At 52.6% G+C, this 11,881-nt stretch carries 8 protein-coding genes and 2 pseudogenes; all 10 read left to right on the top strand.

Translation table 11 applies throughout. The features are described from left to right. Positions 1-435: 435 nt before the first annotated feature. Positions 436-751, top strand: a pseudogene (locus PYV55_RS01550) (IS701 family transposase); the annotation flags it as partial. Between the two features lie 71 nt (positions 752-822). Next, the gene (locus PYV55_RS01555; RefSeq protein ID WP_275848644.1) at positions 823-2,106 is read left to right on the top strand and encodes a nucleotide sugar dehydrogenase; all 1,284 of its coding nucleotides are present in this window, start codon (positions 823-825) and stop codon (positions 2,104-2,106) included. Between the two features lie 348 nt (positions 2,107-2,454). Further along, positions 2,455-3,435, top strand: coding sequence for an NAD-dependent epimerase/dehydratase family protein (locus PYV55_RS01560; RefSeq protein WP_275848632.1), 981 nt, complete (start codon positions 2,455-2,457; stop codon positions 3,433-3,435). Positions 3,436-3,437: 2 nt separating this feature from the next. Further along, positions 3,438-4,814: a glycosyltransferase family 2 protein gene (locus PYV55_RS01565; RefSeq protein WP_275848633.1), complete on the top strand. Its 1,377-nt coding sequence runs from the start codon at positions 3,438-3,440 to the stop codon at positions 4,812-4,814. Beyond that, positions 4,811-7,129, top strand: a complete 2,319-nt coding sequence (locus PYV55_RS01570; RefSeq protein ID WP_275848634.1) for a tetratricopeptide repeat protein — start codon at positions 4,811-4,813, stop codon at positions 7,127-7,129. The genes PYV55_RS01565 and PYV55_RS01570 overlap by 4 nt, the downstream gene beginning before the upstream one ends. Positions 7,130-7,145: 16 nt before the next feature. Continuing rightward, on the top strand, positions 7,146-8,096 hold the full coding sequence (locus tag PYV55_RS01575) for a polysaccharide deacetylase family protein (protein WP_275848636.1): 951 nt from the start codon (positions 7,146-7,148) through the stop codon (positions 8,094-8,096). After that, the gene (locus PYV55_RS01580) at positions 8,065-9,183 is read left to right on the top strand and encodes an endo-1,4-beta-xylanase (RefSeq protein WP_275848638.1); all 1,119 of its coding nucleotides are present in this window, start codon (positions 8,065-8,067) and stop codon (positions 9,181-9,183) included. Before PYV55_RS01575 ends, PYV55_RS01580 begins: the two co-directional genes overlap by 32 nt. A gap of 93 nt (positions 9,184-9,276) precedes the next feature. Next, positions 9,277-10,384 (top strand): annotated as a pseudogene (locus PYV55_RS01585) (IS5 family transposase). Positions 10,385-10,698: 314 nt separating this feature from the next. Continuing rightward, positions 10,699-11,469, top strand: coding sequence for an ABC transporter ATP-binding protein (locus tag PYV55_RS01590; protein ID WP_275848640.1), 771 nt, complete (start codon positions 10,699-10,701; stop codon positions 11,467-11,469). Position 11,470: 1 nt separating this feature from the next. Then, positions 11,471-11,881, top strand: a 411-nt coding sequence (locus PYV55_RS01595) for an ATP-binding cassette domain-containing protein (RefSeq protein ID WP_275848642.1), incomplete at its 3' end; no start/stop codon positions are given.

Below are 11,881 nucleotides of genomic sequence, written 5' to 3' on the forward strand. Positions count from 1 at the left end.
CAATTCAACTTTGGGGGCTACCCGCATGGCCTGGCTCCTTTTGGGGATCATCGTGGATCGATGGAATCCCAGCCAGATTTTAAGCTACATTAAGAATAAAACACTTCACTAGTGTAGTGTTCGACGCTATCAGCGACATCAAACCGCGTCTTTTCGGCCCGGGCCGCGTTGCAAATCCTCGCGATACCACCCGGTATCGCTGCGGTTTGCGCCTTGCCCAGACCAAAAATCCATCGGTTTTATTGGTCGCATTAAGCATCAAACACTACACTAGCAGCCTGTCGGACTTTGGGCGTCGATAGCGAGAAGGCGCCCCGGCGAGGCCAGTTTTTGCCGGATTCGCAGCCCCATAGCGGGACTATGGGGCAAGAAGGCGGTAAAAAATGGGTCGCTGCGGCGCATTCGCAGCCGACGCTTCCAAAGTCCGACAGGCTGCTAGGGCTGGGGCACTACGACGGCAGGGGCTGGAGGGGGTTTCACCACCACGCCAGCCTGAGCATTGCCGCCTATGGCTTCTTGATGGCCTGGCGGTTGCTTCACCCCGAAGATGCCGGCAAAAAACGCTGCACGAAGCGAAGAACCTGCCCTACCCACGCATTACAAGCCTCGCGGCAACCCAGCGCACGCAGCGCCACGTGCCATCGTCGATCACCAGTTTGCGGCTGCGTATCGCCGCAGCCTTGATGCAAACGCTGCCGCTCTGCCCGTGCTGCCTGCGCGTCAACGCAAGGCTGAGGTTGTGACACAGTAAGACTTGTAGATTTCACAAAATCCTATGGTAGAGTGGCCGAAGGTTTCGAAAGCATAAAAGAGGAGTTGACTATGCACCCAAGAGTCGCGGTAGTAGGTCTGGGCTATGTTGGGCTTCCGCTTGCTATGGCATTTGGCAGATATTTTGAAACCATAGGTTTTGACACCTCTGAGTCCCTGGTCCGAAAATGCCTTCGGCGAGAAGATCCTCATGGAGATCTCGATCCGGATGATTTTGACCGCGCCGCCCGACTGACATTTACTCACTCTCCTGAATTGTTGCGCAGTGCGGACTTCATCATCATAGCCGTACCAACTCCAGTCGACATTGCCCATCAACCAGACTTTCATCCCCTGATTTCTGCTAGCCAGGAAGTCGGTCGATATATGAAGCGTGGTGTAGTGGTGGTGTACGAATCCACAGTTTACCCGGGCGCTACAGAGGAGATATGCATTCCAGAATTGGAACGAATTTCGGGCCTGAAGTGGTTGCAGGATTTCAACGTGGGCTATTCGCCGGAGCGGATCAATCCGGGAGATCGCGAGCACCTTCTGAGCAAGGTGACAAAAGTTGTCTCTGGCGATACAGCGGCAACTCTGGAGCGGGTTGCAGATCTATATGGCACTATTGTCAGCAAAGGAATTTTTCGGGCTTCCTCGATAAAGGTTGCTGAAGCTGCTAAGGTAATAGAGAATACGCAGCGCGATTTGAATATCGCTTTAATGAATGAGCTTTCGCTGCTTTTTCATAATCTTGGTATTGATACCATTGAGGTGCTTGAAGCAGCGGGAACCAAGTGGAATTTCCTCCCTTTCCGTCCAGGTCTGGTAGGGGGGCACTGTATCGGCGTCGATCCATACTACCTGACATACAAAGCAGAGACCGTACGCTATTATCCCGAAGTCATACTTGCTGGGCGTCGAATCAATGACCATATGGGGCACTACGTCGGTCAGCAGACGGTCAAAAATATTATTCAGGCAGGATTCGAACTCAAAGGCGCGACTGTGAACGTGCTTGGGATGACTTTTAAAGAAAACTGCCCAGATCTGCGCAACAGTCGCATCATTGACATCGTTGAGGAGTTGCGCAGCTATGGTGTCAATGTGCATGTGCACGATCCTGTGGCGGATCCGGAAGAGGCACTCCGGGAGTATGGAGTGGAATTAACCGCTTGGGAAAATTTGCCGATCGCACAGGCGCTTGTCGTGGCTGTACCACACAAAAATTTTCTAGATCGAAAATTGGTCGATTATCAGGAAAAGCTGGTTGATGGTGGGATTTTCATGGACGTAAAGGCAGGATTTGACAAAGCCAAACTTTGCGATCTTGGTTACGTGGTATGGAGATTATGATTCCTAATGATGGACGCATATTGATGCGAATATAGTTGGTTAGAGTTGTTTTTGCAAAATACTACTGCGATCCGCTTATTCGCACACCTTAATCAAAAGATAATGACATTGAAATTCCATGAAATTTTATGGAGTCGGTGTTGATTGAACCCAGATTGCTCATGAGGACGCGGGATGATGGCGCGACGGCTGGCGTGGCAGTTTGGTAGCGGCTGAGTAGTGCATGGCCGGTGCCATGAACGACGAAGCGGCGACCCAAATGACCGGCAGACGTCCGCCAGCACCCGCGTAGGCGCGCAGCGCCGCCTAATGGACAATCTCGGTTGAATTCTGATAGTAGGAGATAGCATGCATGTTTTGATAACAGGTGGCGCAGGCTTCATTGGATCACATTTGGTAGAACACCATCTTCGCTGCGGTGATTCCGTTCACGCAGTGGATAACCTTACTACCGGCAGAGTTGAGAATATCGCTTCATTTCTTGGTGATCACAGGTTCCGATTCGATGAGGCAGATATTTTAACATGGGGCGACTTGGAAAAGGCAACGATTTGGGCAGATCGGATATACCATATGGCCGCAGTGGTAGGGGTGTTCAAAGTGTTAGAGGATCCGATCCGTGTGCTCTCCATTAATATCGCTGCTACAGAACGTTTGCTGCGTATGGCAACTACGGGGCAATGGAAGCCTCAGATTGTGATCGCGTCATCCTCTGAAATCTATGGGCCTACGAGTAGTGATTTGCTGCGCGAGGATGATATTTTGTATGTCCGTTCCGGAGCCAGGTCGCGCTGGAACTATGCTATAAGTAAACTGGCCGATGAGGCATTTGGCCTCTCATATGCTCGCCAGCACGATATACCTGTATGTATGGCGCGCCTGTTTAACACGGTGGGTCTGCGTCAGACTGGACGTTACGGAATGGTAGTTCCTCGTTTTATCGACCAAGCCCTGCGTGATGAGCCCATTACCATCTTTGGTGGTGGCGCACAGACTCGATCATTTTGTGATGTGCGCGACACTGTAGCCGCGCTTGCCCTCTTGGCGAGCACTCCGCAGGCAAGTGGCGAAATCGTAAATGTTGGTAATGATCGGGAAATTTCGATTAATGATCTGGCAGATTTGGTCTGTCAAAGGGCGGGCAAGAATTCGGTTGGGCGTAAGCATATGAGCTATGCTGAAGCATATGGACAACAATATGACGACATATTACGCCGCAGGCCTTCACTAGAGAAGCTGCGGGCACTCACGGGGTTCCGGCATAGGTGGTCGCTCGAGGACAGCTTGGACGAGATGATTGCTCACTACAGAGAAAGGCAGGACAAGTAATAATGGCAAATTTAACCCCATTCCTTCTTAGTCCAAATACTGTCCTCAGTATTTTAGGTTTGCTCCATGGCGAAGATAAGGTTATTCCTACGCCAGCTGAGGACTGGCGTACGGCGACGGTGACCGTGGTTATCCCTTGTTTGAATGAGGAGGCCAATATTGTCTTGTGCTTGGAATCGATCGCCCGGCAGAGTCGTAAGCCCGAGAGAATCGTTTTGGTAGATGATGGAAGTACCGATAAAACTATCGAATATGCCCAAGAATTTTGCTTGGTCAATGGCATAGACGTTGAAATCATTCATCGCAAGGCGCCGATCGGTAAAACACCAACACTCAAGCGGCAAGCACGGGAGTATCTCACCGACGTGGAGTTTATTCTCGACGGTGACACCATGCTAGAGTCGGAAAATTATATTGATAGGGTAGTCGAAGAGCTCTACAAGGGTAGGGGCATCGCTTCGGCTTGCGGTACCATACTCCCCCTGCGTGATCGCGACCGCGACAACCAACTTAAAGAGCCCAAACTTCAAGAGTTTTTGGAGAGGTATCCGAATGCGCCAATTCGTCCCAAGCTCAACTTGGAGCATCATCTGCAGCAAGGATTGACCAACCTCTATCGTGAAGTGCTATACATGTTGTTGCAGCGCTTCATCTATCGTGGTCAGATGGTTTTTTTCGGGAGCATTTTGAATCCGGTCGGCTGCGCCGTAGCATACCGACGTAATTATCTTGAAAATTTGTTCGCAAAGTATGAGCCTATCCTCGGTGATGACCTCACCAATTCGGAGGATATCTTCATCGGCTTCGCCATGCTCGATCAAGGCTTCCGCAACATTCAACTTACCGATGTCATTGCCCGTTCTCAGGAGCCTGAAGCGAGCCGGTTGCCTAAACAGGTTTACATGTGGTCGTCCTCCTTCCTGCAGACTTGTTATTACTTCGACGAATTGATGCGCAGCCCGTTCAAGGCATTCAAACGTTACCGTAAGGAAAAGTCAGTACCACCCGAAATTCAGGAAAAACGCAAGATTAAAGAACAATATCGACAGCCCTTTGGAGAGGATTACACGCAGAAGTACGGTCGACCCATAGGGTGGGTTATGTTTATGTCGGCTTTTGAAAAGATATCCTTCCCAACCGTATTCCTGATACTCATGCTGTTGGGCATGTGGGAGGCGCTTGGTATTACCCTGATCGCCGAGAGCGTGGTTGCGTTGATTGCGTTAACTGCCTCAGCGAAGGGGTACCGCTGGGAATTTCTCCTTAAGGGAATAGTGCTGACGCCGGTGCGCTACATGGTGATTATTTTCGACTTTTTTACCATGTTGCGTTTTGCGGCTGATATTTGGATTTTTAAAAATACAAGGTGGCGCAAATGAAGCGAAATACAATAATCGCACTGGCTTTTTGCTCGAGCGTAGGTGTTTCCGTCGCGGCTAAAGCTATCCCGGAGGGTGGTTTGCGTGCGGAGATGCAAAATCAATGGCCAGAAGCGATCGGTATCTATTTGCAAGCCCTAAAAACTGATCCAGCCCAGGCCAGTCTCTGGGAGCGTATCGCCGACATTCGTGCTACCCGGCTCAGCGATCCGGCTGGTGCCGCGCAGGCGTTGGTCGAAGCAGTAAAGTACGCGCCAACCGACGCCAGACTACATGCTAAATTGTCTCAGGCTTTTGCGGCAAGTCAGAATGCTTCCGCGGGATTGACTGCAATTAATCGAGCGATCGAACTTACCCCGGATAACGTGGATTATCTTCGTGCCCGTGGCAACATCGCTATCTGGATCAACGATTATGCTTTGGCCGAAAGGAGTTTTGATGCGGCTTTGGCTATTGCACCCAATGATCTTGATTCTATTTTGGGATCGGCCAGGGCATTGGCACATGGCGGCAAAAATGATGCTGCCGCACAGCGTTACCGTGCTTATCTAATGCGGCGACCGCAAGATAGGACTGTAATGCTTGAGTATATGGAGTTCGAAGCAGGTCGTAACAATAAAGCAGCCATTAAAGAATATGATGAGATCTATCGACACCGTTTTGAAGTAGACACTCAGTATTTGTTGAGAATGGCTGAAATATATGAGTTAGGCGGTGACAGTCTTTCTGCGGCGGAAACCCTAAGAGAGGTCGCGAAGGGGGAGACTGGCGACGCTAAATTATACTACCGCCTGTCCCAATCATATCCTAATGATCATTTTCAGGAAGCGGCTGCAGCGATGGAGCGCGCTGTCGAACTCGATCCCGTGAACATTGAATATCTGCGGACCCGCGCGGATATGGCTTCAATGCGTGGTGATTATGTCACTACTCTTGATAGTTATCAACGAATCCTTGTCATTTCACCGGACGATGCCGGTGCAGAATTGGGTATTGCCCGTGTACGACACTGGCAAGGAAAACTAGACGCATCTAAGAAGGCCTATGAGGGCTATTTTTCCAGACATCCGAGTGTGGCTATCACTCTCCTGGAATATGTTATGGTCTTGGCCGAGTTGGGGGATTACGCTCAAGCCATGGAGCGGCTGGAAGACTATCGCAAGCAGTTTGGCGACAGTATCGAATACCGTAAGCAAAAGGCGCGCGTACTGGCATGGGCCGAAAGACCAACGCCAGCCCTGGATATTGTCTCGGAAATGGATCCGGTGTTGACAAATGATTATGAACTTGGATATACCCGTACTGTTTCCCTGCATTATGCCAATCGACCGCGCGATGCGCTCGCCAGCTTGGCAGATGTAACCAGGTTGCGCCCGAATGACAAAGAGGCAGCCGATCTGGGCCGTTTCATTAAGACGCCGCTACGCTCCAATGTCACCGCCGCGTATGATTATACTTCAAGCACGGATGATATTGATATTCAAAATATTGGCTTGTCTGGCGAATATGTTTTTACTCCAGAAACTCGCCTCCTCGTTGGCACCGATCGGAAAAGGGTTAGTACGAAAGAGGGCAGTGCCTATATTACGCCGGCTGGTGGTACCGAGATTGACTACACTCGCACGTGGCTAGGCCTTAAGCACCGCTTCTCACCTAAACTTTCCATGGATGGCCAGATTGGCAGTGGGCATGCCTACGGAAATAGTCATTCTATCTATCAGGTTGGTGTAGACTATAAGCCGCTCGACGAACTGGGTATGCGTCTATCGCATCAACGCGATCTGTTTGCGGTTTCTCCACGATCCTTGGGACTTGGCGTTGAACAGCGGGCGACTACGCTCAATGTATCCTGGATGCCCAATTTACGTTACACAGTCGATGGCTATTTTGACTACTCCAATTTCTCCGATGGTAATCATCGTTGGGAGATAGTGCTTGCGCCGCGCCGTGCTTTCGCACGCACACAACTTGTTAATCTTGATCTTGGCATCAGTGGCCGCTGGTTCAGCTTCAACAAGGATACGGACCACGGTTATTACGCACCTTCCTCGTATGAACGCTATGCCTTTACCGCGTACACTTACTGGAAGATCAACGATGATGATGGTGTGAGCGTTGTCTTCAGTGTCGGGCCATACAAAGACAACACTATGATCGGTTACCGTACTGGTGGCGATATCGTGGCAGAAGGCTTTTTCGGATTGTACCGAGATTGGTTCCTCAATGTGAAGGCGGCTTTGTCTCACTATGGAGGTGCTGCAACCCCGGGATATGGTGCCCATTCTTTTTCGATCAGTTTAACTCGGCGATTTTGATGTTGGGAAATATGTAATGCGATGGCTTACCGTATTGCTTCTATTTTTTCTTTTTGTCCCGATGGGAGCGATGGCCGCTGAACAAAGCGTTGCTGTTACTTTTGATGATTTACCCTTCGCTGCGGTGCCAAGGGAAGATGACGCTTATTTGTCTGCAATGACACGTAAATTGATGGATGGCCTACGCGAGAGCAGCGTTCCTGTGGTAGGTTTTGTCAATGAAAAAAAACTGTACGTCAATGGAAAAATTGATCAAGATAGGATAGAGCTTTTGCGTACTTGGGTTCAGGCCGGCTTTGATTTGGGCAACCATACTTATTCTCATTTTTCCATCGATAAGATTTCCTTGGAGATGTTCGAGAGTGACTTTTTGAATGGGGAAATTGTCTCTCGCCAATTGATGAAGGAGAGTGGGCGCCCCCTTCGTTGGTTTCGCCATCCTTACCTAGATGTTGGCAAGTCGAATGAAGAGATTGTGGAGTTTCATAATTTTTTGACCGCACGTGGTTACACCATCGCGCCCGTCACCATAAACAGTTCAGAATGGATTTTTGCTATCGCCTATGTCAAGGCTCAGGGTGACATGATAATGGCACAGCAGATCGGAGAAGCCTACATATCTTACATGAACGACGTCTTTGCCTGGGCCGAAAAGATGACCATTGGTTTATTTGGTCGCCCCATTCCTCAAGTGCTGCTTCTGCATGCCAATTCCCTCAATGCCGATTATTTCGTTCAACTCGCTGCCATGATTAGGAAGCGTGGCTATCGCTTCGTTACGCTCGATGAAGCACTTAAAGATCCTGTTTATTTTAAATCTTTGCACGTCACTGGAGAGGATGGAGAATCCTGGCTTGAGCGTTGGTCGCGCGAGGCTGGGCTTCGGCCTCCAAGACCGCCTTCGGTGCCGCGTTTTGTTCTTCAACGAGCTGGTCATGTTGCATCGTCTATGGACCGGGATTACTAAAAAGATGCGCATTGCATTCGTTTTCGTTCTGCTGGCCGGTTGCTCGATGATTGCGCCCGTCAAAACCGAAAATGTGACCGAAACTTTGCGCAGTCTGGCCGAAAAAAATGGCATTTATGTTGGTGCAGCAGTGAATGTTGAGGCTCTTGGCAAAGATGAGCGTTATTCCAAGATTTTGGCGAAGGAGTTCAGTCTGATTACCCCTGAAAATTCCATGAAATTTAATGTCATTCATCCGGATCGAGGTCGTTATGACTTCAGTCAGGCAGATGCTTTGGTCGATTTTGCCGAACGATACGGCATGAAGGTTAATGGTCACGTTTTGGTTTGGGATCAACAGTTGCCAGATTGGTTGACCAAAAATCATTTCACTAAAGAGGAGTTGAAAGCCATTTTGCACGATCACATTCGATCAGTGGTCAGTCGTTATCGTGGCAAGGTGTGGTCGTGGGACGTAGCTGCCGAGGCCGTGGGAGGGGATGGCAAGTTGCGTGATACTTTCTGGTCGCGCGGTATTGGCGCTGACTATTTGGAGCTCGCTTTCCGTTGGGTGCACGAGGCTGACCCAGAGGCTCACTTGCGTTACAACGATTACGGCGGCGAAGATATGGGTCCAAAATCACAAGGGATTTACGATCTAGTGGCAAGATTGAGGAGAAAGGGTGTTCCGATCGACGGCGTTGGCCTGCAGATGCATGTCGAACTAGGTAATTTCCCGAATGAACAGGATGTGCGACGCAATATGGAGCGATTGGCCGCGATCGGTTTGGATAGTCACATCACAGAAATGGATGTATCACTACCCATGCCGGCTACGGCGGACGACTTCAGGGCCCAGGCTAGGGTGTATCTGAACATGTTGCAAGCCTGCTTGCTAGCGTCGCGGTGTCGGAGTTTTTCCACCTGGGGTGTCACTGACCGCTACTCATGGATTCCGGAGTCCTTCCCAGGTCTCGGTGATGCTCTGCTGTTTGACCAGGATTACCAGCCAAAGTCCGCTTACTTTAGCATTTGCAGTTTGCTGCGTGATAATGCCGCAAGCAAAGGACAGAGAGTCTTTCGCACCTTTTCCCGTCACTATTCCTAGCAGGCTGCTGAAATACTCCCCCTCGCCACAACCCGGCAGACGTTTTGGCAAGACAATGGAGGCAACCCAACCGACCAGACAGACGAGCCAGACATGCGCGGAGCCGACACCTTCACCGAGAGCCTGTTCACCATGCGCCACCTCGATGACTTCGTGCCCGCCGATCACCCCTTGCGCGTGATCCGTGTGATGGTCAACAAGGCCCTGGCGAACATGGACGGGCTGTTTGCTCAGATGTATGCAGCGGACATCAAAGGCGGGCGGCCCAGCATTGCCCCCGAAAAACTGCTGCGCGCCATGCTCATTCAGGTGCTCTACAGCGTGCGCTCGGAGCGCCAGCTCATGGAGCAGACCCAATACAACCTGTTGTTTCGCTGGTTCATCGGCCAGGCCATGGACGACGCAGTCTGGGTGGCCCACTGTGTTCAGCAAGAACCGGGAGCGCCTAGTTGAGCACGATACGGTCATCGAGTTCTTCAACCAGATCGTGCAGCAAGCCCAGGAGCAGGAATTGTTGTCGGGCGAGCACTTCAGCGGGGACGGCACCTTGATCCAGGCCTGGGCAGGCCACAAGAGCTTCGTGCGCAAAGACCGCCAGGGCGATGGTGATACCGACGCGGGCAACTTCAAAAACCAAAAGCGCAGCAACGACACCCACGAATCCACCACGGACGGGGACGCACGGCTGTATCGCAAGGGCAAGACGGCCAGTGAGTTGCGCTTCATGGGCCACACGCTCACCGACAACCGCCACGGCCTGGTGGTCAGTGCCGTGGTCACCCGGGCCGACGGGCATGCAGAGCGTGAAGCGGCCAAGGCCATGATCAATGATGCCCGTCAGGCACTACCCGGGGACGAGCCCATCACCATCACGCTGGGAGCAGACAAAGGTTACGACGCCAAAGAGTTCATCGAAGCCCTGCAGGAGATGAACGTGCTGCCCCATGTGGCACAGAACAAGTCAGGACGTCAATCTGCGGTGCCCGAGGCAATTGCAGGCAGCGAAGGCTACGCCATCTCGCAGCAAAAGAGAAAGCTGATCGAGCAGGGCTTTGGTTGGGCCAAGACGGAGGGGCACATGCGTCAGGTGCTGGTGCGCGGAATCAAGAAAGTGGATCAGATGTTTGTGCTGACGATGGCGGGCTACAACCTCACGCGGTTGCGCAGCCTGGGGCAAATCCGTCTGCAGGGGCAGATGTGATGGAAAAAGCGCAAGAAAACGGGTTCAGGGAGACGTAAAACGTCCATATGGGGCGCTGAATTTCAAGATGCGGAAGGGTTGACGCGAGAAATACGTGAAGGGAAATGGAAGATGGGCGTGTGCGGGGTATTTCAGCAGCCTGCTAGGTTGCAAGTTCGTACCACACCATCCGCATTTATCCCGATGCGGCTTTGCAGCAAAAGCCGTTAGGATGTGCGCCACCGTTGGCAAGGGCCGCAATCCAGGCCGTGCATCTTGCCCTGCCTGCGGGGTGCAATTCATTCTTTTCACCCTCACGGAGTAGCCAAGGCGCCATGAGCGACGTCATCCTCGAAACCCGCAAGCTGACCAAGGAGTTCAAGGGCTTCACTGCCGTTAACCAGGTCGATCTGGCCGTCCACAGGGGCTCCATCCACGCGCTGATCGGCCCCAACGGCGCAGGCAAGACCACCTGCTTCAACCTGCTGACCAAGTTCCTCGAACCGAGCTCAGGCACCATTCTTTTCAACGGTCACGACATCACGGCCGAGAAGCCCGCGCAGGTCGCGCGGCGCGGCGTGATCCGCTCGTTTCAGATTTCGGCAGTGTTCCCGCACCTCACGGTGCTCGAAAACGTGCGCGTGGGTCTGCAGCGCAAGCTCGGCACCGAATTCCACTTCTGGCGCAGCGAACGCACGCTGGACCAGCTCAACGACCGCGCCATGCAATTGCTTGCCCAGGTCGGCCTCGAAGACCTGGCCGACGAGATCACCGTGAACCTGCCCTACGGCCGCAAGCGCGCGCTCGAGATTGCCACCACGCTGGCCATGGAGCCCGAGCTCATGCTGCTCGACGAGCCCACGCAGGGCATGGGCCACGAAGACGTCGATCGCGTCACGCGCCTGATCAAAAAAGTCTCCGCCGGGCGCACCATCCTCATGGTCGAACACAACATGAAAGTGGTCTCGACCATCGCCGACCGCATCACCGTGCTGCAGCGTGGCGCCGTGCTGGCAGAGGGTGCGTATGCCGAGGTTTCGAACGATCCTCAGGTGATGGAGGCCTACATGGGCACGACCGATGGCCAACTGCAAGGAGTGCACTGAGATGGTCGCGACCCTATCCCCTCCCGCGCCAAGCGTTGCACGTACTGCGGCTGGTAAGTCCGGAGCGCCTGCGCTCGAAATCGGCGGCCTGCACGCATGGTACGGCGAATCGCACGTGCTGCATGGCGTCGATATGCGCGTGGAGCACGGTGAGGTCGTCACGCTGCTTGGGCGCAACGGCGCCGGGCGCACGACCACGCTGCGCGCCATCATGGGCCTGGTCGGTGCGCGCAAAGGCTCGATCAAGATCAACGGCACCGAAACCGTTCACTTGCCCACCTACCGCATTGCGCACCTGGGCGTGGGCTACTGCCCCGAGGAGCGCGGCATCTTCTCGAGCCTGAGCTGCGAAGAAAACCTGCTGCTGCCACCGGTGCTCAAAACCGGCACGCCCGGCATGTCGCTCGATGAA

It is taken from the genome of Extensimonas soli (genome assembly GCF_029211265.1).
In the GTDB taxonomy this organism is placed as follows: Bacteria; Pseudomonadota; Gammaproteobacteria; order Burkholderiales; family Burkholderiaceae_C; genus Extensimonas; species Extensimonas soli.

Bases quoted from the DNA above. Each gene is read 5' to 3' on its own strand.
- PYV55_RS01590 (WP_275848640.1), top strand. From the start codon at position 10,699: ATGAGCGACGTCATCCTCGAAACCCGCAAGCTGACCAAGGAGTTCAAG.
- PYV55_RS01575 (WP_275848636.1), top strand. From the start codon at position 7,146: ATGCGATGGCTTACCGTATTGCTTCTATTTTTTCTTTTTGTCCCGATG.
- PYV55_RS01565 (WP_275848633.1), top strand. From the start codon at position 3,438: ATGGCAAATTTAACCCCATTCCTTCTTAGTCCAAATACTGTCCTCAGT.
- PYV55_RS01580 (WP_275848638.1), top strand. From the start codon at position 8,065: ATGTTGCATCGTCTATGGACCGGGATTACTAAAAAGATGCGCATTGCA.
- PYV55_RS01570 (WP_275848634.1), top strand. From the start codon at position 4,811: ATGAAGCGAAATACAATAATCGCACTGGCTTTTTGCTCGAGCGTAGGT.
- PYV55_RS01560 (WP_275848632.1), top strand. From the start codon at position 2,455: ATGCATGTTTTGATAACAGGTGGCGCAGGCTTCATTGGATCACATTTG.
- PYV55_RS01555 (WP_275848644.1), top strand. From the start codon at position 823: ATGCACCCAAGAGTCGCGGTAGTAGGTCTGGGCTATGTTGGGCTTCCG.